Source organism: Burkholderia oklahomensis C6786 (assembly GCF_000959365.1).
Lineage (GTDB): Bacteria > Pseudomonadota > Gammaproteobacteria > Burkholderiales > Burkholderiaceae > Burkholderia > Burkholderia oklahomensis.
On sequence record NZ_CP009555.1, the window covers coordinates 1,526,020 to 1,551,601 of the forward strand.

26 protein-coding genes are annotated in these 25,582 nt (G+C 68.6%); 12 read left to right on the forward strand and 14 right to left on the reverse strand.

The window, feature by feature from the left end; translation table 11 throughout:
- Position 1: 1 nt before the first annotated feature.
- The 7 genes from BG90_RS06805 to BG90_RS06835 form a co-directional block, all read right to left on the reverse strand.
- Complete coding sequence (locus BG90_RS06805; protein ID WP_010101006.1) at positions 2 to 919, reverse strand: ABC transporter permease subunit; 918 nt, start codon at positions 917 to 919, stop codon at positions 2 to 4.
- 98 nt (positions 920 to 1,017) lie between these two features.
- Complete coding sequence (locus BG90_RS06810) at positions 1,018 to 2,028, reverse strand: ABC transporter permease subunit (protein WP_010101005.1); 1,011 nt, start codon at positions 2,026 to 2,028, stop codon at positions 1,018 to 1,020.
- A 112-nt stretch (positions 2,029 to 2,140) separates the two neighbouring features.
- Positions 2,141 to 3,769, reverse strand: a complete 1,629-nt coding sequence (locus BG90_RS06815) for an ABC transporter substrate-binding protein (protein WP_010113366.1) — start codon at positions 3,767 to 3,769, stop codon at positions 2,141 to 2,143.
- 340 nt (positions 3,770 to 4,109) lie between these two features.
- Positions 4,110 to 5,402 carry an MFS transporter gene (locus tag BG90_RS06820; RefSeq protein ID WP_010113364.1) on the reverse strand — a complete coding sequence of 431 codons (1,293 nt, stop codon included), beginning with the start codon at positions 5,400 to 5,402 and terminating at the stop codon, positions 4,110 to 4,112.
- Positions 5,403 to 5,622: 220 nt separating this feature from the next.
- Positions 5,623 to 5,937: a high-potential iron-sulfur protein gene (locus tag BG90_RS06825; protein ID WP_010101002.1), complete on the reverse strand. Its 315-nt coding sequence runs from the start codon at positions 5,935 to 5,937 to the stop codon at positions 5,623 to 5,625.
- A gap of 143 nt (positions 5,938 to 6,080) precedes the next feature.
- A complete protein-coding gene (locus BG90_RS06830) occupies positions 6,081 to 7,193 on the reverse strand; it encodes an NAD(P)/FAD-dependent oxidoreductase (RefSeq protein ID WP_025989592.1) in 1,113 nt (370 codons plus the stop codon).
- A gap of 71 nt (positions 7,194 to 7,264) precedes the next feature.
- Complete coding sequence (locus BG90_RS06835; RefSeq protein ID WP_010100998.1) at positions 7,265 to 8,245, reverse strand: AAA family ATPase; 981 nt, start codon at positions 8,243 to 8,245, stop codon at positions 7,265 to 7,267.
- A gap of 248 nt (positions 8,246 to 8,493) precedes the next feature.
- Here BG90_RS06835 and BG90_RS36085 point away from each other — a divergent pair, with 248 nt between their 5' ends.
- From BG90_RS36085 to BG90_RS06875, 8 genes are all read left to right on the forward strand, one after another.
- The gene (locus tag BG90_RS36085) at positions 8,494 to 8,631 is read left to right on the forward strand and encodes a hypothetical protein (RefSeq protein ID WP_157135601.1); all 138 of its coding nucleotides are present in this window, start codon (positions 8,494 to 8,496) and stop codon (positions 8,629 to 8,631) included.
- Positions 8,632 to 8,663: 32 nt separating this feature from the next.
- Positions 8,664 to 9,233 carry a hypothetical protein gene (locus BG90_RS06845; protein WP_025989591.1) on the forward strand — a complete coding sequence of 190 codons (570 nt, stop codon included), beginning with the start codon at positions 8,664 to 8,666 and terminating at the stop codon, positions 9,231 to 9,233.
- Between the two features lie 6 nt (positions 9,234 to 9,239).
- Entirely contained in the window at positions 9,240 to 10,046 is an 807-nt protein-coding gene (locus BG90_RS06850; protein WP_010100994.1) for an endonuclease/exonuclease/phosphatase family protein, read from the forward strand.
- Positions 10,047 to 10,292: 246 nt separating this feature from the next.
- Positions 10,293 to 11,063, forward strand: coding sequence for a ferredoxin--NADP reductase (locus tag BG90_RS06855; RefSeq protein WP_010100992.1), 771 nt, complete (start codon positions 10,293 to 10,295; stop codon positions 11,061 to 11,063).
- Positions 11,064 to 11,476: 413 nt separating this feature from the next.
- The gene (locus BG90_RS06860) at positions 11,477 to 12,319 is read left to right on the forward strand and encodes a sensor histidine kinase (protein ID WP_025989590.1); all 843 of its coding nucleotides are present in this window, start codon (positions 11,477 to 11,479) and stop codon (positions 12,317 to 12,319) included.
- Positions 12,316 to 12,972: a response regulator transcription factor RqpR gene (gene rqpR, locus BG90_RS06865; RefSeq protein WP_010113353.1), complete on the forward strand. Its 657-nt coding sequence runs from the start codon at positions 12,316 to 12,318 to the stop codon at positions 12,970 to 12,972. The genes BG90_RS06860 and rqpR overlap by 4 nt, the downstream gene beginning before the upstream one ends.
- Before the next feature lie 200 nt (positions 12,973 to 13,172).
- Complete coding sequence (locus tag BG90_RS06870) at positions 13,173 to 14,576, forward strand: branched-chain amino acid transporter BcaP (RefSeq protein WP_010100983.1); 1,404 nt, start codon at positions 13,173 to 13,175, stop codon at positions 14,574 to 14,576.
- 198 nt (positions 14,577 to 14,774) lie between these two features.
- A complete protein-coding gene (locus BG90_RS06875; protein ID WP_010113351.1) occupies positions 14,775 to 15,800 on the forward strand; it encodes an XdhC family protein in 1,026 nt (341 codons plus the stop codon).
- A gap of 145 nt (positions 15,801 to 15,945) precedes the next feature.
- Here BG90_RS06875 and BG90_RS34805 read toward each other — a convergent pair whose 3' ends face one another.
- The 7 genes from BG90_RS34805 to fliE form a co-directional block, all read right to left on the reverse strand.
- Positions 15,946 to 16,182 carry a hypothetical protein gene (locus BG90_RS34805; RefSeq protein WP_124072317.1) on the reverse strand — a complete coding sequence of 79 codons (237 nt, stop codon included), beginning with the start codon at positions 16,180 to 16,182 and terminating at the stop codon, positions 15,946 to 15,948.
- A gap of 46 nt (positions 16,183 to 16,228) precedes the next feature.
- On the reverse strand, positions 16,229 to 16,948 hold the full coding sequence (locus tag BG90_RS06880; protein WP_010100979.1) for a PepSY-associated TM helix domain-containing protein: 720 nt from the start codon (positions 16,946 to 16,948) through the stop codon (positions 16,229 to 16,231).
- Positions 16,949 to 17,194: 246 nt separating this feature from the next.
- Positions 17,195 to 17,518 carry an EscU/YscU/HrcU family type III secretion system export apparatus switch protein gene (locus BG90_RS06885; RefSeq protein WP_010113349.1) on the reverse strand — a complete coding sequence of 108 codons (324 nt, stop codon included), beginning with the start codon at positions 17,516 to 17,518 and terminating at the stop codon, positions 17,195 to 17,197.
- Positions 17,515 to 18,978 carry a flagellar hook-length control protein FliK gene (gene fliK, locus BG90_RS06890; RefSeq protein WP_045568095.1) on the reverse strand — a complete coding sequence of 488 codons (1,464 nt, stop codon included), beginning with the start codon at positions 18,976 to 18,978 and terminating at the stop codon, positions 17,515 to 17,517. Before fliK ends, BG90_RS06885 begins: the two co-directional genes overlap by 4 nt.
- Positions 18,979 to 19,086: 108 nt before the next feature.
- Positions 19,087 to 19,413 carry a flagellar protein FliT gene (locus tag BG90_RS06895; protein ID WP_010100972.1) on the reverse strand — a complete coding sequence of 109 codons (327 nt, stop codon included), beginning with the start codon at positions 19,411 to 19,413 and terminating at the stop codon, positions 19,087 to 19,089.
- Complete coding sequence (gene fliS, locus BG90_RS06900) at positions 19,410 to 19,844, reverse strand: flagellar export chaperone FliS (RefSeq protein ID WP_010100971.1); 435 nt, start codon at positions 19,842 to 19,844, stop codon at positions 19,410 to 19,412. The genes BG90_RS06895 and fliS overlap by 4 nt, the downstream gene beginning before the upstream one ends.
- Positions 19,845 to 19,972: 128 nt before the next feature.
- Positions 19,973 to 20,317, reverse strand: coding sequence for a flagellar hook-basal body complex protein FliE (gene fliE / locus BG90_RS06905; protein ID WP_025989589.1), 345 nt, complete (start codon positions 20,315 to 20,317; stop codon positions 19,973 to 19,975).
- Between the two features lie 248 nt (positions 20,318 to 20,565).
- On the opposite strand from fliE, the gene fliF reads away from it, so the two are divergent.
- From fliF to fliI, 4 genes are read left to right on the forward strand one after another with little or no spacing between them, the layout of a single operon-like run.
- Positions 20,566 to 22,362, forward strand: coding sequence for a flagellar basal-body MS-ring/collar protein FliF (gene fliF, locus BG90_RS06910; RefSeq protein ID WP_045568096.1), 1,797 nt, complete (start codon positions 20,566 to 20,568; stop codon positions 22,360 to 22,362).
- A complete protein-coding gene (fliG, locus tag BG90_RS06915) occupies positions 22,352 to 23,347 on the forward strand; it encodes a flagellar motor switch protein FliG (protein WP_010100957.1) in 996 nt (331 codons plus the stop codon). Before fliF ends, fliG begins: the two co-directional genes overlap by 11 nt.
- Positions 23,340 to 24,020: a flagellar assembly protein FliH gene (fliH, locus tag BG90_RS06920; RefSeq protein ID WP_038802823.1), complete on the forward strand. Its 681-nt coding sequence runs from the start codon at positions 23,340 to 23,342 to the stop codon at positions 24,018 to 24,020. Before fliG ends, fliH begins: the two co-directional genes overlap by 8 nt.
- Positions 24,014 to 25,579, forward strand: a complete 1,566-nt coding sequence (gene fliI, locus BG90_RS06925) for a flagellar protein export ATPase FliI (RefSeq protein ID WP_010100949.1) — start codon at positions 24,014 to 24,016, stop codon at positions 25,577 to 25,579. Before fliH ends, fliI begins: the two co-directional genes overlap by 7 nt.
- Positions 25,580 to 25,582: the final 3 nt, after the last annotated feature.

Sequence of the window (25,582 nt, forward strand, 5' to 3'; positions counted from 1 at the left end):
GTCAGGCCATCCGTTTGAGTTTGGGATCAAGCGCGTCGCGCAGCCCGTCGCCGAGCAGGTTGATCGCGAGCACCGAGATCAGAATCGACAGGCCGGGCATCGTCACGATCCACCACGCATTGTCGATGTAATCGCGCGCCGATGCGAGCATCGCGCCCCACTCGGCCGTCGGCGGCTGCACGCCGAGGCCGAGGAAGCCGAGCGCGGCCGCGTCGAGGATCGCAGACGAGAAGCCGAGCGTCGCCTGCACGATCAACGGCGCCGTGCAGTTCGGCAGCACCTGCGAGAACATCAGGCGCAGCGTGCCCGCGCCCGCGACGCGCGACGCGGTCACGTACTCCTTCTGCAGCTCGCCGAGCGCCGACGCGCGCGTGAGACGCACGTACGCGGGCAGCGCGACGATCGCGATCGCGAACATCGTGTTGGTCAAGCCGGGACCGATGATCGCGACGACCGCGACCGCGAGCAGCAGCGACGGCAGCGCGAGCAGCACGTCCATCACGCGCATCACGGGCGTGTCGGCCCATTTCTGGAAGAACGCGGCGACGAGGCCGAGCACGACGCCCGGAATCAGCGCGAGCACGACCGACACGAAGCCGATCCAGAACGACATCCGCGCGCCGTACATCAGGCGCGAGAGGATGTCGCGGCCCGCTTCGTCGGTGCCGAGCACGAATTGCCAATTGCCGCCGGCGAGCCACGCGGGTGGAATCTTCACGTGATCACGGTACTGCTCGATCGGGCTGTGCGGCGCGAGAACCGGCGCCAGCAGCGCGACGACGACCAGCACGAGCACGACGACGCCCGCGCCGACCGCGCCGCGATTGCGGGAGAAGTTCGCCCAGAATTCGCGCAGCGCGAGCGCGCGGCCGCTGACGGGCGCCGCTTGCGACGGCATCGCGTTTTGCATGTCGCTCATTGCGCCTCCCGCGTGACCGCGCGTGCGCGGCCGAATGCCGCCGCCGCAGTTGACCGCTCAAGCAGCGGATGAATGCGAGTGTGGGGATGCATGTTCGATTACCTCGTATGGCGAATGCGCGGATTCAGCACGCCGTACAGCAGATCGACGACCAGGTTCACGACGATCACGAGCGTCGCGATCAGCAGGATGCCGCCTTGCACGACCGGATAGTCGCGGCGGCCGATCGCGTCGATCAGCCACTTGCCGACGCCCGGCCACGAAAACAGCGTCTCGGTGAGCACGGCGCCCGCGAGCAGCGTGCCCACTTGAAGGCCGATCACCGTGACGACCGGGATCAACGCGTTGCGCAGCGCATGCACGACGACGACGCGCGCGGGCGACAGCCCCTTCGCGCGCGCGGTGCGGATGTAGTCTTCGCGCAGCACTTCGAGCATCGACGAGCGCGTCATCCGCGCGATCACCGCGAGCGGAATCGTGCCGAGCACGATCGCGGGCAGGATCAGATGGCTCACCGCCGACGCGAACGCGCCTTCTTCGCCGGAGAGCAGCGTGTCGATCAGCATGAAGCCCGTCGTATGAGGAATCTCGTATTCGACCGCGAGGCGGCCCGACACGGGCGTCCAGCCGAGATACGCGGAGAACACCATGATGAGGATGAGCCCCCACCAGAAGATCGGCATCGAATAGCCGGTGAGCGCCGTGCCCATCACGCCGTGATCGACGACCGTGCCGCGCTTGAGCGCGGCGAACACGCCGGCCGGCAGCCCGACGGCGAGCGCGAACAGGAGCGCGCAGATCGACAGCTCGACCGTCGCCGGAAAGCGTGCGAGGAACTCGCTCATCACGCTCGTGTTGGTGATGATCGACATGCCCAGGTCGCCGTGCAGCGCACGGCCGACGTAGTGCAGGTACTGAAGGGGCAGCGGCTCGTCGAGCCCCAGGCGATGCATCGCTTCCGCGTGCATCGCGGGATCGACGCCGCGCTCGCCCATCATCACTTCGATGGGGTCGCCCGGTATCAGGTGAATCAGCGCGAACGCGAGCACCGTGATGCCGATGAAGGTCGGGATCACCATGCCCACGCGGCGCAAGACGAATCGGAACATGACGCTTCTCGATATTTTCTTGTGGGAAATGTGCGACCGGCGACGAGGAGCTCGTGGCCCCCCGTCGCCGGGTGATTATCGTGCAGTCGGCCTAACGGCGCACCGACGCCGCTTATTTCACGCTGACGCCGTCGAAGCGCGCATAGCCGAGCGGCTCGATCCGCATGTCGACGACGTTCTTGCGCACCGGCTGATAGACGGTCGAGTTCGCGATCGGCGAAAACGGCAGCTGCTGCGCGAAGATTTGCTGCGCCTGCATGTATATCTTCGTGCGGGCATCCAGCGACGTCGTCACGCGGCCCTTCTGAACGAGCTCGTCGAACGGTTTGTGGCACCACTCGGAGAAGTTGTTGCCCTTGACCGCCTCGCAGCCGAGCAGCGTGCCGAGCCAGTTGTCGGGATCGCCGTTGTCGCCGTTCCAGCCGATCAGCATCGTGTCGTGCTCGCCCGAATGCGCGCGCTTGATGTACTCGCCCCACTCATACGTGACGATCTTCGCCTGCACGCCGATCTTCGCCCAGTCGGCCTGGATCATCTCGGCCATCAGCTTCGCGTTCGGGTTGTACGGGCGCTGCACGGGCATCGCCCACAGCGTGATGGGGAAGCCGTTCGGATAGCCCGCCTTCGCGAGCAGCGCCTTCGCCTTCGCCGGATCGTAGGCCGCGGCCTTCAGGTTCTTGTCGTACGACCATTGGGTCGGCGGCATCGGCGCGCTCGCCGCCTGGCCCGCGCCCTGATAGACGGATTCGAGAATCGCCTTCTTGTTGATCGCCATGTCGAGCGCCCGGCGCACCTCGAGCTTGTCGACCGGCTTGTGCTGCACGTTGTACGCGAGGTAGCCGAGGTTGAAGCCCGGCAGCGACGGCATGTCGACGTTCGAATCGGCCTTCAGCGTCGCGATGTCGGCGGGCCGCGGATAGCTCATCACCTGGCACTCGTTGCGCTTGATCTTCTGCACGCGCACGCCCGGGTCGGGCGTGATCGAGAAGATCAGCTTCGAGATCTTCACCGCGCCCTTCTTCCAATAATCAGGATTGCCGTCGAATCGGATCGTCGCGTCCTTCGTGTAGCTGCGGAAGATGAACGGGCCCGTGCCGATCGGCTTCTGGTTGATGTCGGCCGCCTTGCCCGCCTTCATCAACTGGTCCGCGTATTCGGCGGACAGCACCGACGCATACTCCATCGCGAGGTTCTGGATGAACGGCGCGTTCGGCTCCTTCAGCGTGAAACGAACCGTATACGGATCGAGCTTTTCGATCTTGACGATCAGCTTGTCGAGGCCCATGTCGGTGAAGTACGGGAACGACACCGGATACGCCTTGCGGAACGGCTGGTTCGCATCGAGCATCCGCTCGAACGTGAACACGACGTCGTCCGCGTCGAATTCGCGCGTCGGCTTGAAGAAATCGGTCGTATGGAATTTGACGCCGTGGCGCAGATGGAACGTGTAGACCTTGCCGTCGGGCGAGATGTCCCATGTCTCGGCGAGGCCGGGCTCGACCTTCGTGCCGCCGCGCTCGAACTCGACGAGGCGGTTGTAGATCGGGAATGTCGACGCGGTGAAATCGACGCCCGTCGTGAATTGCGCGGAATCGAAGCCCGCCGGGCTGCCTTCTGAGCAGTAGACGAGCGTTTTGTTCGGGATCTGTGCGAATGCAGAGCCCGCGACGCCGAAAGATGCCGCTGCAACGCCCGCGATGGCGGTAACACGCAGTGCGCGCAACAGACGATTATGTTCCATGTTTCCTCCAGGTCTCCGGTTCAAGGCCGGCCTAGGCCGGCGTAGGCGGATATTACTTGAGCTTTCGTAAGAGGAACAAGCTGGAGAAAAATCCATTCGTCATGCGCACGCCATCGTGAAATGCGTTGCCCGGCCGCGCACAGCGCGTGCGCCGTCGAGCCGATTCGGCGCGATTCGCCGCGATCAGCGTTATCCCTTATATCTTCGTTTTTTCGTAACGGTCTTCGGCGATGGATCGGGTTCGATACGTGACGGGCACGGATTGCGCGATCTCCATTGGCGCGCGTTCGCGCCGGCGTCCAGCGCGTCGGCCGCGCGACCGGTCCGCGACCGGCCGTCGTCAATCGAGATCGTTGCTTCTCGCCGGCACGAACGCGACCGCGACGAACGACAGCGCGAGCCCGGCCATCACGTAATAGGTCGGCGCAAGCGGCGAGCCCGTCGTCTTGATGAGCCACGTGACGATGAACGGGCCGAAGCCGCCGAACGCCATCACCGCGACGTTGTACGCGAGCGACAGGCCCGTCGAGCGCGCGTTCGCCGGAAAGAGCTCGGCGATCATCGCGCCGAACGGCCCGTAGTAGCCGGCGAGCGCCACCGACAGGATCGCCTGCACGAGAATCAGCCGCGCGATGCTCGGCGACGCGTCGAGCCATATGAAGAGCGGATAGATCAGCACGAGCGTGAGCCCGAGCGCCCACAGCGACAATCCCTTGCGCCCGATCCGATCGGACCACGCGCCCGCGAGCGGCGACAGCACCGTCAGCAGCAGATTGCCGATGATCACCGCGTAGAACGACTGCGCGTAAGGCAGCTTCAGCTGCTTGACGGCGAACGTCGGCAGATAGCTGATGAGCACGTAGACGGTGACGGTCAGCGCGATCACCGAGCCGAGCCCGCACGTCACCGCGCGCCCGTGCTGCGCGAACACTTCGGCGAGCGTCACGCGCCGCGCGTGATCGCGCGCGTGCAGGAACGCCTCGGAATCGGCGAGATGGCGGCGCAGATAGAACCCGACCGGCCCGATCACGAGCCCGAGCAGGAACGGCACGCGCCAGCCCCACGCATGCAGCGCCTCGGTCGACAGGCCGCGCGTCACCGCCGCGCCGACGAGCGAGCCGATGAGAAGCGCCGCCGCCTGGCTCGCCATCTGCCAGCTCCCGTAGAACCCGCGCCGCGAGAACGGCGCCGCTTCGATGAGGAGCGCGGTCGCGCTGCCGAACTCGCCGCCCGCGGAGAAGCCTTGCAGCAGACGTCCGAGCACGATCAGCAGCGGCCCGCCGACGCCGATCGCCGCATAGGGCGGCGCGACCGCGATCAGGAAGATGCCGAGCGTCATCAGCAGGATCACGAGCGACAGCGCCGCCTTGCGCCCCGCGCGATCCGCGTAGAGGCCGAGCACGATGCCGCCGATCGGCCGCATGAAGAAGGCGACGCCGAACGTCGCGGTCGTCAGGAGCAGCGACGAATATTCGCTGCTGGTCGGAAAGAACAACTCGGCGATCACGACCGTCATGAAACTGAACACGATGAAGTCGTACCACTCGAGCGCGTTGCCGATCACGGCCGCCACCACCGAGCGCCGGTTCAGCGCATGTCCAGCCGTTTTCGTCGAAGCCGCTATCGATGCCATCCTCGCCCCTCGCTGTCGTCGTGCTTTCGTCGTGCCGTTGTCGTGCGTCGTGCGCCGGCGTCGCCGTAACAGGCTGACGCCGCGCCAACGGTCGTGGAGCGAGTGTAGAAAGCGGCGGAATCGATTTCAAGCAATAAAAAAACGCCCGCCGTCGTCGGACGGCGGGCGTTTTCCGCTTCGGTGCGATGCGACGCGGCGCCGCGAGACGCCGCGAGACGCGTCACGCCATTTTCGTGAACGCGCTGCACCAGCCCTTCGCCGACACCTGCTTGCCGGGGAATGCGCCGCACGGGCCCGACGCCGAGCCCTTCTTGCCCTGATACAGCATGCAGCCCGAACAGGCTTCGCCTGCCGCGTACTTCGGGAACTTCGCCTTGTCGACCTTGGTGGCGTCGGCCTTGTAGCCGAGCGCGACGGCGGTCGGATCGGTTTCGGACAGCATCGGCAGATCGGCCGAGAACGCTTCGCGCGTGAGCGCGAGCGCCGACACGGCGCCGACGCTCGTGATCAGGAAACTCCGGCGGGACGTTTTCATGGGAATTCGCTCCAACATTGTGGGTTGTCGCTGCTCTAGCGGCAGCAGCGCACAAGCATACCGCTCATGCGCCCAAATGTGACGCGGGTAATTCCGAAGATAAGCAAATCGAAAACAAGAAATCGGCACGCCGCCTGCGGAGGTCATGTGCGCGCCGCCATTTCGCCGACGCGCTGCGCGATCGCGAGCGCCGCGGTGAGCCCGGGCGATTCGATGCCGAACAGGTTCACGAGCCCGCGCACGCCGTGCTGCGCCACGCCCTGGATCACGAAATCGGCGGTGGGCTCGCCGGGCCCCGCGACCTTCGGGCGAATGCCCGCGTAGGCCGGCTGCAGCGCGTCGGCGGGCAATCCTGGCCAATACGCGCGGATCGACGTGTAGAACGCGGCGGCGCGGCGCGGATCGACGTCGTAGCGCAGCGTGTCGATCCATTCGACGTCGGGCCCGAAACGCGCCTGTCCGGCGAGATCGAGCGTCAGATGCACGCCGAGCCCGGCCCGATCCGGCACCGGATAGACGAGATGCGCGAACGGCACGCGCCCGGACAGGCTGAAGTAATTGCCGCGCGCGAGATAAAGCGGCGGCACCCAGCGCGAATCGAGCCCGCGGATGCGCTTCGCGAGCGCCTGCGCGCCGAGCCCCGCGCTGTTGATCACGCACGCGGCTTCGATCTCGGTCGGCGTATCGCCGCCGGCGCGCACGACGAAGCAGCCGCCCCCCGCGTCGATCGATTCGACAGGCGAGCGCAGCGCGCACGCGGCGCCGTCGCGCTCGGCGTCGCCAAGGAGCGCGAGCATCAGCTGATGGCTGTCGACGATGCCCGTGCTCGGCGAGAACAGCGCCTCGATGCACTCGAGCTCGGGCTCGAGCGCCTGCACTTCGTCGCGCGACAGCGACAGCAGATCGAGCACGCCGTTTTCCTCCGCGCGCGCGGCGATCGCCTTCAGCTGCTTCGCCTGCGCGGGCGACGTCGCGACGACGAGCTTGCCGCAGCGCCGATGCGGCACGTTGTGCGTCTCGCAGAAGTCGTACAGCAGGTCGCGCCCGTGCACGCACAGCGACGCCTTCAGCGATCCGCGCGGATAGTAGAGCCCCGCGTGGATCACCTCGCTGTTGCGCGAGCTCGAGCCCGTGCCGATCGCCTCGGCCGCTTCCAGGATCAGCGTCTCGCGTCCGCGCGCGGCCAGCTCGCGCGCGATCGCAAGGCCCACTACGCCGGCGCCGATCACCACACAGTCAATCCGCTCCATCGTCATTCGCGTCGCTCACGCTTCGAAAGCAGGACCTACGATTGTACGTCGCGCGACGCGTGTGCGCCTGCCGGCCGTCAAAAGCCGATCGGCCGGCGGCGCCCGGTGCTTTCGTCGGTGCGGATGTCGCGCGGCGCGATCGCGTCTCGCCCGTCGAGCCGCGCCGCGCCGAATGCGTGCAGCAGCACGCGGCGCATCGTGCGGGGCGGCATCGCGGCGAGCACGTCGAGCGCGTCGTCGCCGAGCGCGTCGGGGAAACGCCGCCCCCACGCGTGCGCGTCGCGGATCTCGCCGTAGATCGTCTGCGCGATGCGGCGCGCGCCCGGCGCGTCGGGCGGCTCGATCTCGTACACGTTCATCCGGTTCATGATCGGCTCGGGAATCGCGCTTGCATCGTTCGCGGTCGCGATCCAGATCACGTTGCCCGCGTCGATCGGCACCTCGGCGAATTCGTCGATGAACGCGCACGCGGTGTCGTGCTCGAGCAGCGCGTACAGCGCGCCGAGCGGATCGTATTGCGCATCGCTGCCCGCCTTGTCGATCTCGTCGATCGCGATCACGGGATTCGAGTAGCAGCCGTTGACGAGCGCGTCGAACACCTTGCCCGGCTTCGCGTTCTTCCACTGCGACGACGCGCCCGACAGCACCCAGCCCGCCGTCAGCGAGCTCATCGGCACGTAGTGATAAGCGGTCCCGAGCATCTTCGCGAGCGCCTTCGCGAAATGCGTCTTGCCGATGCCCGGCTCGCCGAGCAGCAGGATCGGCATCAATTCGAGGCGGTCGTCGGTTTCGAGGCAAAGCGCCACTTGCTTGCGCACGTCGTCGAGCGGCTCGGCGAAGTTGGGCAATTCCTGCGCGAGCGAATCGAACGCGGGCATCCGCGTCGGCTTCACGCAAAAGCGCAGGTTGCCCGTCTTCAGCATCTTTTCGTAAGTCGCGCGCAGCGCGTCGCTTGCGCCTTCGTTCAGATCGTTCAGCGCCGTCTCGATTCGATCCAGATCGTAGACCGTACTGAACGACGCCACCGCCAGTTCCTGCTTCACCATCGCCGTCGTCATCGCACACCTCGCCTTGCTGCCGCCGTCCGTCCTTCAGACCCCTACGATTTCAGTGTAGCCAGCGCGACATCCCGCGCAAGCGAGCAGCCGCCGGGGTCTGCTGCTAACATCCTCGCGATGCTGCACGCGACACGCGCCGCGCGTATGATCGTGAATTCACGTCGTGCGTGCGCGCATCGCGCCGCCGCCATTCCGTGGCGCGGTCCGCAGCCGTTGCGCATCGCGCCGCTCGTCGACGAGCCATGCCGATGCGTTCGCCGCTCGCGCCGGCTGCCGCGCCGCCGCCGCGGCGCGCCCGTTTGCCGCGCCGCCCGATGCTTGAAAAATCCGCGCGCCGCGCTCACCTCGTCGATGTCCCCGATAACGGCGCCGCGCGCGAAAGATGAACCGAGCAATTACCCGCGCGGTCGGAAGTTCGATGAATTCGTTTACGCGTAAGATGTCCGCCTGTCCCGCCTCCCGGTTCGCCCGCGCCGGAAAATTCGTACTCGAAGCCGGCGTCGCGGGCGCGCTGGTCGGCGCCGCGCTCTCCGCGCACGCGCAGAGCGGTCCGCAGCCCGTGATCGATTGGGAGATCGAGGTGGTACGCGACGGCCAGACGATCGACACGTTCGAGCAGAAGACCACCGTCGGCCAGGCCCGCTCGGACACGCACAGCTTTCCCGTCGCGCCCGCGTCCGGTTGCGGCGCCGCCGCGACGAACGCGTCGGCGGCCGCCGCGCCCGCGTCCGAACTGTCGCGCACGATCACGGTCGCACCGCTGTACGTCGAAGGCGACGCGGTCGCGCTCGCGATCGACGCGCAGGAAACGCTCGCCGACGACGGCGCGGCGCCGTCCGGCGGCGCGCCGTGCGCGTCCCCGCCGCGGCGAATCGTCGCAAGCCATCCGGGCCTGAACGCACGCGCCGCGCAGTGGACCGACTGGACCTTGGCCGACCGCGGCCCGCAACTCGTCTACCGCGTGCGCGCGCACGTCGTCGAGGACTGACCGACCATGCACGTGCCCGAGACCCTGCCGCTCGCCGAGCCGCAGCCTGCCGAGAACGAGATCACGGCGGTCAGCTGGAATCTGCACAAGGGCCGCTCGCCGCTCGGCTTCACCGCGTGGGACGCGATGCGCAGCTGGGTCGAATCGACGCACGCGGACGTCTATTTCCTGCAGGAAGCGATGGCGCGGCGCATGCCGCGCCCGATGCTCGCGTCCGGCTTCGGCAGGCCGATGGCGGAGCCCGTCGACGACGTCTGGCACTGCCAGGCGACCGAGATCGCGCGCGCGCTCGACTGGCAGATCGCACTCGGGCCGAACGTGTTCAAGCCGTCGTGGCGGCACGGCAACGCGATCCTGTCGCCGCATCCGCTCGATCTCGGCGGCCGCTGGGACATTTCCGCGCACCGCTTCGAGCGTCGCGGCCTCCTCGTCGCGCGCGCGACGCTCGCGGGCGGCGCGCCCGTCACGCTGCTGTGCGCGCACCTCGCGCTCACGCGCGCCGCGCGGCTGCGGCAGATGAGCTGGATCGCGCACTGGATCGAGCGCCACGCGAGCACGGGGCCGCTCGTCCTCGCGGGCGACTTCAACGACTGGCGCAACGACTCGATCCCGCTCTTCGGCGAGATCGGCCTGTCCGAAGTCGCGACGCTGCTCGGCGCGTCGGGCCGCACGTTTCCCGCGTTCTCGCCCGCGCTCGCGCTCGACAAGATGTTCGTGCGCGGGATGACGCCGATCGAATGGCGCGCGCCCGGCGACGAAACCGCGTGGCTGTCCGATCATCTGCCGTACGTCGCGCGGCTGCGGCTCGACTGACGCGCGCACGCACGCCGCACCGGGCGCAACGGCCCCGAAAAGCCCGCCGGAATCGACGCAACGCGCACCCAAGTTTGTCGGCGATTTCCTCGCGTTTGCCGGGGTCAAGCACGCGCGCGTCCAAGGCACGGTAAAATATGGCGTTTCCCACTCGTCTGTTTTATCGGGTAGGCGTGCGAATGACGTGCGCCATCGGCCGGTCCGCGGATCGGGCCGTCCCTCGGTTTCCGCATCGTTTCCGAATCCATGAGCAAATTCGACACCGCTACCGTCCTGTCCGTCCACCACTGGACCGACACGCTGTTCAGCTTCACTTGCACCCGCGACCAGGCCCTGCGCTTCAACAACGGCGAATTCACGATGGTCGGCCTGGAAGTCGACGGCAAGCCGCTCACGCGCGCATACAGCATCGTGAGCCCGAACTACGAAGAGCACCTCGAGTTCTTCAGCATCAAGGTGCAGAACGGCCCGCTGACGTCGCGGCTGCAACACCTGAAGGTCGGCGATGCGGTCCTGATCGGCAAGAAGCCGACGGGCACGCTCGTCGCCGACAACCTGCTGCCCGGCAAGACGCTGTGGCTGCTGTCGACGGGCACGGGCCTCGCGCCGTTCATGTCGATCATCCGCGATCCGGACATCTACGAGCGCTTCGACAAGGTGATCCTCACGCACACGTGCCGCCTGAAGGGCGAGCTCGCGTACATGGATTTCATCAAGCACGACCTGCCGGGCCACGAGTACCTCGGCGACGTGATCCGCGAGAAGCTCGTCTACTACCCGACCGTCACGCGCGAGGAATTCGAGAACGAAGGCCGGATCACCGACCTGATCTCGTCCGGCAAGCTGTTCACGGATCTGGACGTCCCGCCGTTCTCGCCCGAGCACGACCGCGTGATGCTGTGCGGCAGCACCGCGATGCTGAAGGACACGGTCGAACTGCTGAAGAAGGCGGGCCTCGTCGAAGGCAAGAACAGCGCCCCCGGCCACTATGTGATCGAGCGCGCGTTCGTCGACTGACCCCGTTTCTTAATCCACATCAAAAACCGGAGCCTGGCGCTCCGGTTTTTTTGTGTCGGATCTTGGCAACATGGTTACAAAACGTCATATTTGTATCTCAAAATAGTTACAAGTTCGCGTTGTGTTGCTGAAGTTGTCTGTCGGTGTTTGTCCTACGTCGGGAACATCCCGAGTCGCGGCGAGCGCCTTAAAACGTCCGTCCAGTATGACTTTGCATATAATTCTGCGATATCATGCGCGGCGCGTGAAAACGGTCCCACACACTGTTACAGTGCCAGACCAAATGTTACAAGATGTAAATAGTGTTTCCGCAGCATATTGCTGACTCCGCCCCGGCAGGCCGTGCCGGTCGCGGCGGTCGGCAGTCGTTCCAGTGGGTGTCTGAATAGCTTTCTGAACAGAAAGGGAGAGTCATGGATACGCCGTCTATTGCGCTGTCGAGTGCAGGCGCCCTAGCTTCGTCGTCGCGCGACCTTGCGACCGATGCAGGCATTCCTTTCGTTTCCCGCCCTACCATGCACCCGCCTGCCGCCGAACGGCTCGGCGCGCGCGTCGTGCAACTGTCCGCCGAACTCGTCGCCGCCGACGAATCCGCGCGCCGCCATCTCGCGGGCGAGCTGCACGACGGCCTCGGCGCCGACCTCACCGCCGCACGCTTCGCGCTTGCGAACATCGAAACCTGGCTGCCGGACGACGTGCCCGACGGATGCCGGCGCGCGCTCGCGCTCGCGCAGCAGGCGCTCGACGCCGCGACGGCAGCAAACCGCCGCCTGATCGACGGCCTCGGCACGCCCGCGCTCGAAGCGGGGCTCGTCGGCGCGCTCGCCGCATGGATCGGCGCGCACGGCGCACGCACCGGCCTGCGCACGAGCTTCGTCTGCGCAGCCGACGCGCGCGTCACGCAGCTTTCCGCCGACGGCACGCTCGCCGTATTCCGCGTCGCGCAGGAAGCGCTCGCAAATGTTGCCAAGCATGCGCACGCGTCGGCCGCCGACGTGCGGATCGACGTCGACGACACGCATCTGACCCTCGTCATCGCCGACGACGGCGTGGGCATTCCGGCCACGCGCCGCCACGGCTACGGGCTCGGCAGCATGCGCGCGCGCTGCGAAGCGCTCGGCGGCACGCTCGAGCTCGTTTCGCCGCGTTCGAGCGGCACGGGCACGGCGCTTTGCGCGCGCTTCGCGTGGGCCGCGCTCGTCACCCCCGCGCATACGCCGGCCGCCGCGCGCAGGATGCGCAAGGAGGCGCGATGAGTCTGCAGATCCTGCTCGTCGACGACCATGCGATCGTGCGCCAAGGCATCCGTCAACTGCTGATCGACCGCGGCATCGCGCGCGAGGTGATGGAGGCCGAGTGCGGCAGCGAGGCGCTCGCGATCACCGACAGGAGCGCGTTCGACGTGATCCTGCTCGACATCTCGCTGCCCGACATGAACGGGATCGAGGTGCTCAAGCGCCTGAAGCGCAAGCTGCCGGGCACGCCGGTGCTGATGTTCTCGATGTACCGCGAGGATCAATTCGCGGTGCGCGCGCTGAAGGCGGGCGCGGCCGGCTATCTGTCGAAGACCGTCAACGCCGCGCAGATGGTGTCGGCGATCAGCCAGGTCGCCGCCGGCCGCAAGTACGTGAGCCCGGCGATGGCCGAGGCGCTCGCCGAATACGTGTCGTTCGAGAACGAGCCGCTGCCGCACGAGAAGCTGTCCGACCGCGAGTACCAGACGCTTTGCATGATCGCGTCGGGCAAGCGGCTCACCGACATCGCGCACGCGCTGTCGTTGTCGGTGAAGACGGTCAGCGTCTACCGCACGCGGCTCCTCGAGAAGATGAAGTTGTCGAACAACGCGGAGCTCACGTTCTACGTGATGAGCAACCGGCTCGTCGACATGAACCCGGCAATCGGCGCGTAGCGCGACGCGCGTTCCCCGTACGGCCGACGCGTCCCGCGGCGCAGCGCCGCGCCGCGCGCAAGCGGTTGTTTTCATTGGACGATTTTTTGCGGCTCACGGCGCGATTGCGCATCGTCCGGCACGGGCAAGCGCGCCACATCCGCTAAAATGGCGGATTTTCCACTTTCCGGCGCGTCTCGCGTTTCCGGTAATCCTTCGCAATGTCTCTTTTCCGCAAGAAAAACGTCGACCGCATGATCGCCGGCGCGCACGCGGCCGGCCTCAAGAAGGCGCTCGGCGCGGTCGACCTCACCTTTCTCGGCATCGGCGCGATCATCGGCACCGGCATCTTCGTGCTGACCGGCACGGGCGCCGTGCAGGCCGGCCCCGCGCTGATGCTGGCGTTCGTGGTCGCGGCGATCGCATGCGGCCTCGCCGCGCTGTCGTACGCCGAATTCGCATCGACGATCCCCGTCGCCGGCTCGATCTACACGTATTCGTACGCGACCCTCGGCGAGCTCGTCGCGTGGATCATCGGCTGGGACCTGATGCTCGAATACGGGCTCGCGGCGTCCGCGGTGTCGGTCGGCTGGTCCGGCTACCTGCAGTCGCTGCTGCAGGGCTTCGGCGTGTCGCTGCCCGCGGCGCTCACCGCCGCGCCGGGCGCGCTGCCGGGCGTCGTCACCTACTTCAACCTGCCCGCGTTCCTCGTGATGATCATCATCACGACGCTGCTGTCGATCGGCATCCGCGAGTCGACGCGCGTGAACAACATCATGGTGTTCATCAAGGTCGCGGTCGTGCTGCTCGTGATCGCGGTCGGCGTCTTCCACGTGACGCCCGCGAACTGGAAGCCGTTCATGCCGCACGGCTGGAACGGCGTGTTCGGCGCGGCGGCCGTGATGTTCTTCGCGTTCATCGGCTTCGACGCGGTGTCGTCGGCGGCCGAGGAAGTGAAGAATCCGAAGCGCGATCTGCCGATCGGCATCATCGCGTCGCTCGGCGTGTGCGCGTTCCTGTACGTCGCGGTCGCGGCCATCGCGACGGGCATCGTGCCGTGGGCGCAGTACGCGAACGTCTCGCATCCGATCTCGTACGCGCTGCAAGTCGCGGGCGAGAAGTGGGTCGCGGGCTTCATCGACCTCGGCGCCGTCGTCGGCATGCTGACCGTGATTCTCGTGATGAGCTACGGCCAGACCCGGATCATCTTCGCGATGTCGCGCGACGGCCTGCTGCCCGCCGCGCTGTCGCGCGTGCATCCGCGCTTCGCGACGCCGTTCCTGACGACCTGGCTCGTCGGCCTGTTCTTCGGCCTGATCGCCGCGCTGATCCCGCTCAACGTGCTCGCCGAGCTGATCAACATCGGCACGCTCGCCGCGTTCTCGATGGTGTCGATCGCGGTGCTCGTGCTGCGCCGCACGCACCCGGATCTGCCGCGCGCGTTCCGCTGCCCGGGCGTGCCGGTGGTGCCGATCCTCGCGGTCGCCGCGTGCCTGTTCCTGATGCTGAACCTGCAGCCCGTCACGTGGATTGCGTTCGGGACGTGGCTCGTGATCGGCCTCTTCGTGTACTTCGCGTACTCGCGCCGTCATTCGAAGCTCGCGCACGGCGCCGAGCAGCACTGACGCGTTTCCCGCGTATCGCGCGCGGCGAGCCTGCCCCGGGCGGCTCGCCGACGCGCGCGACAAGCGCTCCCGACTTCCGGGAGCGTTTTTTTTTGCGCGCGCGACCGCTCATGCACGCTTTCATCGGACGCGCCATAATCGCGCCATCGAGCGGCCGGCATTTCCGCCGGCCGGGACGTCGCAAGGACCGGATCAATCATGGAAAGCATGGATCTCGACGTGCTGAGAACGGGCGCGCGCTGGCTTGGCGAAGGCCGCCGCGCGTTGCTCGTGACGGTCGTGCGGACCTGGGGGTCGTCGCCGCGCCCGGAGGGCGCGATGCTCGCGGTGCGCGACGACGGGCTCGTCGTCGGCTCGGTGTCGGGCGGCTGCATCGAGGACGATCTGATCGCGCGCGTGCAGGCGTCGGGCGTCGCGAGCTGGGCGCGGCCCGAGGCGGTCAAGTACGGCGTGACGGCCGAAGAGGCGCATCGCTTCGGCCTGCCTTGCGGCGGCACGATCGAGCTCGTGCTCGAGCCGCTCGCGCCGACAAGCGGCATCGCGGCGCTGTGCGACGCGGTCGAGCGCGGCCGGCTCGTGACGCGCACGCTCGATCTCGCGACGGGCGAAGCGGCGCTCGCGCCCGCGATCGCGACCGATGGGCTCTACTTCGACGGCGCGCGCCTCGTGACGATTCACGGGCCGCGATACCGGATGCTCGTGATCGGAGCGGGGCAACTGTCGCGCTATCTGTGCCAGATCGCGGTCGGGCTCGACTATCAGGTGACGGTCTGCGATCCGCGCGAAGCGTACACGGACGCGTGGGACGTGCCGGGCACGCGGCTCGTGCGGACGATGCCCGACGACGCCGTGCTCGACATGCGGCTCGACCGCCGCTCGGCGGTGATCGCGTTGACGCACGATCCGAAGCTCGACGATCTCGCGCTGATGGAGGCGCTGAAGACGCCGGCATTCTACGTCGGCGCGCTCGGCTCGCGGCGCAACAGCCAGGCGCGGCGCGAGCGGCTGCGCGAGTTCGATCTGAGCGCGGCGGAGCTCGCGCGGCTGCATGGCCCGGCGGGCATCTACATCGGCAGCCGCACGCCGCCGGAGATCGCGGTGTCGATTCTCGCCGAAGTGACGGCGGCGAAGAACGGTGTGTCGCTGCCGACGCTCCTGCAGGTCGAAGGGGCGAAAGCGGCGCGGGAGATGGCTGCTAGCAGCGATGCCGCCTGTGGGATTTAGCGCGGCGACGGCGCACATCGATCACTGGCCGGCTTCGTCGCTCTTCGTCTTTCGGCTCGTTGTTCGCCGCCGTATGTTGTTCGCCGGTCGCCGGTCGATCATGGATCGGTCGCCCGCTTGATCACGCGACTGTCCGGCCATTCGGTCAGCGCTCATCCGCATCGAGGAATTGCCCGCTCAGGCAGGCTTTTTTTTCGTCGGCTCGGCTTGCGTGCGTAGAAGCAGACAGGCGGGAAACGGCATATTCCGGCCGACGCTCCGGCGCCGCGGATGGAAGGCCGCTCATCCGGCAGTCAACTCGACAGCGAAAGAAGGCACGGCCCGCGCGGAACTCGATGTGCCGTGCGATGCGCGCCGATTCGATATCGACGACGAAGCGCACCGCACGCCGCGACGCGACGCCCCGGAACTCGCATCGCGATCGGCCGTCAGGACAAGCCCGCCGCGAGCGCCGCGGCGACCGAGCCGACGACGAGCACGACACCGACCGTGCGCCGCTTGTTGAGCTCGGTCCAGAGCAGCACGCCCGTCAGCGACAGCAGAACCATCGAACCCGCGATCGTATCCATCAGCAGCACCCAGAACAGATTCATTCCGACGCCGCGGTGCAAGTTGTTGAGCGTCGTGAGGAATGCGTTGTCGGTGCGCTTCACCGACGCGTAGCCGTTCCCCATCCAGTACTCGACCTGCACGTTGCCGTGCGGGCCGAAGATGCCGAACTGCCAGTGCTCGGGCTGCGTGACGCGGCGCTCGCCCCATGCGACGGGCTGCGCCGGCTCCTTCCGAATGCGGCCGAGCCGGCCGTCGAACGCGAGCTCGCGCCCGACCCAAGCGGCCATCGCGACGGGCGTCGCGGGCGCGGGCGACGGCAGCGCGAGCTGCAACTGGCTGACCTGCGGCTCGCCGGACGAGATCTTGAGCGGCGGCGCGCGGTGATTGAGCAGCACGCCCGTCACGCCGAACAGGAGGCCGAGCACCGCGCCCCACAAGCCGACCCAGCCGTGCACCTTGCGCAGCCACTTGATGAACGTCGCGCGCCGTGAGCGGCGGCGGCGTTCGGCCAGCTCGGCGTCGCCGAGCTTCCTCGGCACGCCCGGATACGGCACCACGACGCCGGTGTGTTTTTCGATCGATTCGGGCGCGTTCACGCTTCGGCTTCCATTCGCACAAAACATCGGGCGGCGCGCAACCGAGTCGCGTGCCGCCCGCTTTAATTAAATGAGAATGGATATCATTACATAAAATGCCGGCGGACTCAATGCTGTGGGCGGACGGTTGGACGGTTGGACGGTTGGACGGTCGGGGCGGGCATGGCCGTCGCGCCGTTCCGTCGTCGCGCAATTCCTCGTCGCACCGAGCCGCGGCGCACCGCGGGACGCCGCGACGTCTCGCATTCAGCGTTTCGGCAGCGGCGGAAAGACCGGCTGCGCGCCGCCGCCATCGCCCACGCCCGCGCCGCTCTCGAGCGCATACAGCCATGCGAGCAACTCCGCGACCGCCTGGTACAGCTGCGGCGGAATCCGCGCGTCGAGATCGACCTGCATCAGCAGCGACACCATCTCGGGCGCGGTATGCACGTACAGCCCGGCGTCGCGCGCCCGCTCGATGATCCGCTCGGCGACGAGCCCGTAGCCCTTCGCGACGACGCGCGGCGCGGCATCGCCGCCCTTCGCGTCGTAGGCGAGCACCGCGGCGCTCTTGCGCTTCGGCCCGCTCATCGCGTGAGCTCCCAGTCGTCGTCGGCCTCGGTCGACGAAGGCGGCACCCGACGCTCGGCGCTTGCCGTCCCGGCCGCCCCCGCCAAGCCCGCCGCACCCATCTGCCCCGCTTCACCGCCCGCGGCCGCACGCGCGTACGCGGACGCCGCCGCCGCCCGCGCAACCGTCGTGCCGAAGCCGTCCGGCACGCCGTCGATCGCGCGAATCGACAGGTCGCTCACTTGCAGGCCGAGCGCCTGCAGGCGGGCGCGCAGCGCGTCGCCGTGCGGTGCGAGCCGCGCCGCGCCCGCCTCGGTCGCGCGCAGCCGCGCGGCGAGCTGCTCGCCGTTCAGCACGAGCTCCGCGTCGATCGTGCCGAGCGACGGCAGCGCGAGCGTGAGGCGCGTGCGCCAGCCGCCCGCGTCCGGAAAATCGGCGTCGGGCGCGGGCCGTTCGCGGCCGTGCCGCTCGTCCGGCTCGATCGTCCAGTCGAGCCGCGCGCCCGGCCACGCCTCGCCGATCCAGCGAAACTGATCGGTCGCGAGCAGATCGAGCTGCTGACGCACGATCGGCAGCGTCGCCGCATGCAGCGATGCCGCGACCGATGCCGGCGTGTCGGCGTCCGAAGGCGGCAGGCCGGCTCGCGCGCCGGCCGTCTGCGCGGATGGCGCGGCGGCAGGCTTGCCGTCCGCGTCGGCGAGCGCCGTGTACGCGTCGACGGAGCGCGCGAGCGCCGCCGCGTTCGGCGGTGCGCGGCCCGCCGCCGCGCCTTCGCCCGCATCGCCCGCGGCCTGCCCCGGACCGCGCGCGGCCGCCTGCGCGGGCGCGTCACGGCCGCCTTGCGGCAGCGGCAGGCGTGCGGCGAGCAGATCGGCAAGCGCGTCGTCGAGCGCATCGCCCGCCTGGGCGGTCTGCGCGCCCGGCTGGCCGCCCCTCGCCAGTCGCGCCTGCGGCTCGCGTGCGAGCTCGGCCGTCGTGCGCTGGCCGGCGAGCCATTGAGCGAGATGGGATTCGTAGAAGAGGCCGCTGTCCCCGACAGCCTGCGCGAGCGCGGCGCTCAGCGCGGCGGCGGGCGACCCGGCAGGTGGCGCCTGCGCGGCGGTCTGCGCGGCAGCGGACGGCGCGGCATTGCCGGCGCCGGTATCGAGCGGCAGGAACAACGGCTCGAGCAGCGCCGCCGCCTGCGCGGCGGAAGCGGGCGGCGCGGGCAGCAGCGGCGCGGCGCCGATCACGGCGGGCGTCGCGCCGCCGCCGTAGCGGGAAATCGCGTCGAGCGTGAGCCCGACCTCGGACAGCGCGGCCTGCGCGGACGCGGGCGGCGGTGCGCCTGTCGCGCCCTGCGGCGGCGCGGTGGCGGGCGGCGCGCCGGACGTGCCGACCTGCGGCGCCGCCGCGCCGCCCGCCGAGGGCTGGATCGCGTCGAGAAGGCTGTCGATGCGGCTCGCCAGGATGGCGGCGGCAGCGGTGTCGATACCGGTCATCGTGAATCCTGACGCGCGCCGGATGAAAATCGGGCAATCCGCGGAAACGAACGCGCGCCGTTCGTCCGCGCAAGCCGGCGCGAAGGCGGCGGCGCGCCCCGCCCGCCTTCAGCCGCGCGCCCGGTACAAGTCCTTCAGCGTCGAGCGGCCCGCGTGGATGAACGCGGACAGCCGCGCGACCTCGGGACTCGCGAGATCGCGGATCGCGGCGTCATCGGCGAGGATGCGGCGGATCAGCTCGAACTTGCGGGTGCGCTCGGCGTCGTCGAGCAGGACGCCCTGCTCGGCCTCCCTCAGCCCATCGACGAGCCGCAGATACTCGTCCTGCAGCCCGCTCAGCGCATGCCACGACGCATCGCGGGCCGCGACGAGCATCCGTCCGGACACGTCGGCGATCGCTTCGTAGCGGGCAAAGTATGCGTCCTTCCGGTTCATCGCGACTGTTCCGTTCCTGCTTGTGCGGTCATCCTGGCGACTTCGGGCCCGATGCCCGTCCATGCGTCCTCGAGCGTCGCGAGAAGGCCGTCGACCTCGATCAGCATCGCTTCGCTCGCGTCGACGTTCGCCTGCAGCAGACGCCGGCAGATGTACGCGTAGAGCGCGTCGAGGCGGGACGCGACATCGCCGCCGGCGTCGAGGTTCAGCGACTGCTGCAGGCCGCTCTCGACGATGCGGATCGCCTTGCCGATCGCCTCGCCGCGCGCGGCGACGTTGCCTTGCTGCAGATGCAGCCGCGCGTGCGCGATCGCCTGGCGCGCGCCTTGGTAGAGCATTGCGATGAGCCGGTGGGGAGACGCGCCCATCACCCCTGTTTCGACGCCGACGCGCGCATAGGCGCTGGCTCCAGCGTGGCCTGGGGTAAACATGGCGCTCCTCCTCTTTGGTGCATTCGATCCGATACCACCGCTCCGTGCACGGCACGGCGCGGCCTTGTACCGACGTTATCGGTAAGGAAGCCCGAAAGCTTTAGAAAAATGACGCGGAGCAAGGTCCGTCAGACGGACATCTGCATGATCTCGTTGTAGGCGCTCACTAACTTGTTGCGCACCTGGAGTCCGAACTGAAAGCCGATGTTGGCTTTCTGCATGTCGACCATCACGTCGTTCAGCGACACGTTCTGCGCGCCGAGCTCGAACGCCCGGGCCTCGCCGAGCGCCTTTTGCTGGTCGCCGCTGATCTTGTCGAGCGACGCCTTCATCGCGCTCGCGAACGAGCCGGCCGTCGCCGCGCCGGAACCGGCGAGCGCCGCCGTCGGACTCGCCGCTCCGCCCGCGGCCTGAGCGGCCATCGCCTGCATTTGTTGCAGCGCCGAAGCGATTCCGTTGACGGGGGCAACCATGTGATCTCCGCAGAAGAAGCCGGGCCGCGCGGGCCCGGCGGGGGGAACTCCGGCTTCCCGCGAGCGTCGCGAGGGCCGGATTGCGAAAAAGCATAGCAGCCGCGCCACGGCGAAAGCCGGAGAAGTACGGGCGAAACCCCGCTCTATTCGCCCGATCGCGCTTGACCGCGTTGCGGATAATCGCACCGTGTCAATGTCCGCCTGCTCTGCCGAGCCGGCACTCAGCCCGCAGTGGAGATACTCGACGCATGGACTCGCAGGCCAACTCGCTGATCAATCCCGACGCCCGTTCGAGCCTGACGGGTGCGTCGCCGCAAGCCGCGGCCGCGGCGGGCGCGCTGCCGGGCGCGGCGGCGGGCGGCGCGGATTTCGGCCTGGGCGGCTTCGCCGAGCGCATCCCCGGCCTCGCCCGGATGAAGACGAACCCGCGCCTGCCGTTCCTGATCGGCGCGGCGCTCGCGATCGCCGCGATCGTCGCGCTCGTGCTCTGGAGCCGCGCGCCCGACTACCGCGTGCTCTACAGCAATCTGTCGGACCGCGACGGCGGCGCGATCATCGCCGCGCTCCAGCAGGCAAACGTTCCCTACAAGTTCGCCGACGCGGGCGGCGCGGTCCTCGTGCCCGCGAACCAGGTCCACGAAACGCGCCTCAAGCTCGCGTCGATGGGGCTGCCGAAGGGCGGCTCGGTCGGCTTCGAGCTGATGGACAACCAGAAATTCGGGATCAGCCAGTTCGCCGAGCAGGTCAACTATCAGCGCGCGCTCGAAGGCGAGCTGCAGCGCACGATCGAATCGATCAACACGGTGCGCTCGGCGCGCGTGCATCTCGCGATCCCGAAGCCGTCGGTGTTCGTGCGCGACCGCGAGGCGCCGTCGGCGTCCGTGCTCGTCGATCTGTATCCGGGCCGCGTGCTCGACGAAGGCCAGGTGCTCGCCGTCACGCGGATGGTGTCGTCGAGCGTGCCCGACATGCCCGCGAAGAACGTGACGATCGTCGACCAGGACGGCAACCTGCTCACGCAAACCGCGTCGGCGTCCGGCCTCGACGCGAGCCAGCTCAAGTACGTGCAGCAGATCGAGCGCAACACGCAAAAGCGCATCGACGCGATCCTCGCGCCGATCTTCGGCGCCGGCAACGCGCGCTCGCAGGTGAGCGCCGACGTCGATTTCTCGAAGATCGAGCAGACCTCGGAGAGCTACGGCCCGAACGGCGCGCCGCAGCAGACCGCGATCCGCAGCCAGCAGACGAGCACCGCGACCGAGCTCGCGCAAAGCGGCGCGTCGGGCGTGCCGGGCGCGCTGTCGAACACGCCGCCGCAGCCGGCGTCCGCGCCGATCGTCGCGAGCAACGGCCAGCCGGCCGGCCCGGCGGCGACGCCCGTCAGCGACCGCAAGGATTCGACGACGAACTACGAGCTCGACAAGACCGTGCGTCACGTCGAACAGTCGATGGGCACGATCAAGCGGCTGTCGGTCGCGGTCGTCGTCAACTATCAGCCGGCCGCCGACGCGAAGGGCCGCGTGACGATGCAGCCGCTCACCGCGGAGAAGCTCGCGCAGATCCAGCAGCTCGTGAAGGACGCGATGGGCTACGACGAGAAGCGCGGCGATTCGGTCAACGTCGTCAACAGCGCGTTCTCGACGGCCGCCGATCCGTTCGCCGACCTGCCGTGGTGGCGCCAGCCCGACATGATCGAGCTCGGCAAGGACATCGCGAAGTGGCTGGGCGTCGCCGCCGCGGCCGCCGCGCTCTACTTCATGTTCGTGCGCCCGGCGCTGCGCCGCGCGTTCCCGCCGCCGGCGGAGCCCGCGGCGGCCGCGGTCCCGGCGCTCGACGGCCCGAACGACGCGATCGCGCTCGACGGCCTGCCGAGCCCCGACAAGAAGCAGCTCGCCGACGAGGACGACGAGCACCCGGCCCTCCTCGCCTTCGAAAGCGAGAAGAACCGCTACGAACGCAATCTCGACTACGCGCGCACGATCGCGCGCCAGGATCCGAAGATCGTCGCAACCGTCGTCAAGAACTGGGTGTCCGATGAACGCTGAAGGCTTGAACAAGAGCGCGCTCCTGCTGATGTCGATCGGCGAGGAAGAGGCCGCGCAGGTATTCAAATTCCTCGCGCCGCGCGAGGTGCAGAAGATCGGCGCCGCGATGGCCGCGCTGAAGAACGTCACGCGCGAAGAGGTCGAGGGCGTGCTGAACGACTTCGTGGTGGAAGCGGAAAAGCACACCGCGCTGTCGCTCGATTCGAGCGAGTACATCCGCTCGGTGCTGACGAAGGCGCTCGGCGAAGACAAGGCGGGCGTCCTCATCGACCGCATCCTGCAAGGCAGCGACACGAGCGGCATCGAAGGCCTCAAGTGGATGGATTCGGCGGCCGTCGCCGAGCTGATCAAGAACGAGCATCCGCAGATCATCGCGACGATCCTCGTGCACCTCGACCGCGACCAGGCGTCCGAGATCGCGTCGTGCTTCACCGAGCGGCTGCGCAACGACGTGCTGCTGCGGATCGCGACGCTCGACGGCATCCAGCCGACCGCGCTGCGCGAGCTCGACGACGTGCTCACGGGCCTGCTGTCCGGCAGCGACAACCTGAAGCGCGCGCCGATGGGCGGCATCCGCACCGCGGCCGAGATCCTGAACTTCATGACGAGCGTGCACGAAGAAGCGGTGCTCGAGAACGTCAAGCAATACGATCCGGACCTCGCGCAGAAGATCATCGACCAGATGTTCGTGTTCGAGAACCTGCTCGAGCTCGAGGACCGCGCGATCCAGCTCTTGCTCAAGGAGGTGGAGTCGGAAGCGCTGATCGTCGCGCTCAAGGGCGCGCCGCCCGCGCTGCGGCAGAAGTTTCTGTCGAACATGTCGCAGCGCGCGGCCGAGCTGCTCGCCGAGGATCTCGACGCGCGCGGCCCGGTGCGCGTGTCCGAAGTCGAGACGCAGCAGCGCAAGATCCTGCAGGTCGTGCGCAACCTCGCCGAGAGCGGCCAGATCGTGATCGGCGGCAAGGCGGAAGACGCGTATGTCTGATCGCACGAGCGCGTCGGGCAAGCCCGTCACCGCGTACCAGCGGTGGGAAATGGCTTCGTTCGATCCGCCGCCGCCCCCGCCGCCCGACGACGGCGGCGCGGCGGCCGCCGCGCTCGCCGCCGAACTGCAGCGGGTGCGCGACGCCGCGCACGCGGAAGGGCTCGCCGCCGGCCACGTCGAGGGCCAGGCGCTCGGCTATCAGGCAGGCTATGAACAAGGGCGCGCGAAAGGCTTCGACGACGGCCAGGCCGAGGCGCGCACGCAAAGCGCGCAGCTCGCCGCGCTCGCCGCATCGTTTCGCGACGCGCTCACGGGCATCGAGCGCGATCTCGCCGAAGACATCGCGACGCTCGCGCTCGAGATCGCCCAGCAGGTCGTGCGCCAGCACGTGCAGTACGACCCGGCCGCGCTGATCGCGGCCGCGCGCGAGGTGCTCGCCGCGGAGCCCGCGCTCGCCGGCGCGCCGCATCTGATCGTGAATCCGGCGGATCTGCCCGTCGTCGAGGCGTATCTGAAGGACGAGCTCGACACGCTCGGCTGGAGCGTGCGCACCGACGCGACGATCGAGCGCGGCGGCTGCCGCGCGCAAGCATCGACAGGCGAAATCGACGCGACGCTCAGCACCCGCTGGGAGCGGGTCGCGGCCGCGGTCGGCAAGGTGAGCGCATGGTGAGCGACGCATCCGGCGCGCTCGGCCGCGGCGAACTCGACGCGCTCGAACGCGAGCTCGCGCTCGCGTCGCGCGGCCCCGAGCACGTCGATGCGGCGTCGCACGACATCGGCGCCGGTGCGCACCCTCATCACCACCGCCCGCTCGCGACCAGCCCCGCGACGTCGCGCGCGGCGCTCGCGAATCCGCATCTCTCGCACTGGCGCACCCATCTCGACGGCATGCGCGAGCGCAACGCGCGCGCGCTGCCGCTGCGTCCGTGCGGACGCCTCACGCGCGCGGCGGGCCTCGTGCTCGAAGCGATCGGGCTGCGCCTGTCGGTCGGCGCCGAATGCACGATCGAGCTGCCTGCGGGCAGCGCGCTGCCGTATGCGGAAGCCGAAGTCGTCGGCTTCGCGGGCGACCGCCTGTTCCTGATGCCGACCACCGCGGTCGCGGGCGTGCTGCCCGGCGCGCGCGTGTGGCCGCTCGAAAGCGCGCCCGTCGCCGATCCGCTCGCGGGCGCGAAGCGGCTGCCCGTCGGCTGGGAAATGCTCGGGCGCGTCGTCGACGCGTCGGGCCGCCCGCTCGACAATCTCGGGCCGCTCGCGTCGAAGGTCGACGCGCCGCTCGCCGCGCCGTCGATCAACCCGCTCGAACGCGAGCCGATCCATCACGTGCTCGACGTCGGCGTGCGCGCGATCAACACGCTCCTCACCGTCGGCCGCGGCCAGCGGATGGGACTCTTCGCGGGCTCGGGCGTCGGCAAGTCGGTGCTGCTCGGCACGATGGCGCGCTACACGAGCGCCGAGGTGATCGTGATCGGCCTGATCGGCGAGCGGGGCCGCGAAGTGAAGGAATTCATCGAGCAGATCCTCGGCGAGGACGGGCTCGCGCGCTCGGTCGTCGTCGCCGCGCCGGCCGACGTGTCGCCGCTGTTGCGGATGCAGGGCGCGGCGTACGCGACGTCGCTCGCCGAATACTTCCGCGACCAGGGCAAGCACGTGCTGCTCCTGATGGATTCGCTCACGCGCTATGCGATGGCGCAGCGCGAGATCGCGCTCGCGATCGGCGAGCCGCCCGCGACGAAGGGCTATCCGCCGTCGGTGTTCGCGAAGCTGCCGGCGCTCGTCGAGCGCACCGGCAACGGGCCGCAAGGCGGCGGCTCGATCACCGCGTTCTACACGGTGCTCACCGAAGGCGACGACCAGCAGGACCCGATCGCCGATTCCGCGCGCGCGATCCTCGACGGCCACATCGTGCTGTCGCGCTCGCTCGCGGAAGCCGGCCACTATCCGGCGATCGACATCGAAGCGTCGATCAGCCGCGCGATGACCGCGCTGATCGACGACGCGCACCTCGACCGCGTGCGCCAGTTCAAGCAGATGCTGTCGCGCTACCAGCGCAACCGCGATCTGATCGCGGTCGGCGCGTACGCGCCCGGCCGCGACGCGCAGCTCGACCGCGCGATCGCGCTTTACCCGCGCATCGAATCGTTCCTGCAGCAAGGCTTTCGCGAATGCGCGCCGTACGCGCCGAGCCTCGCCGCGCTCGATGCGCTGTTCGATATCGAAGAAGGCTGATCG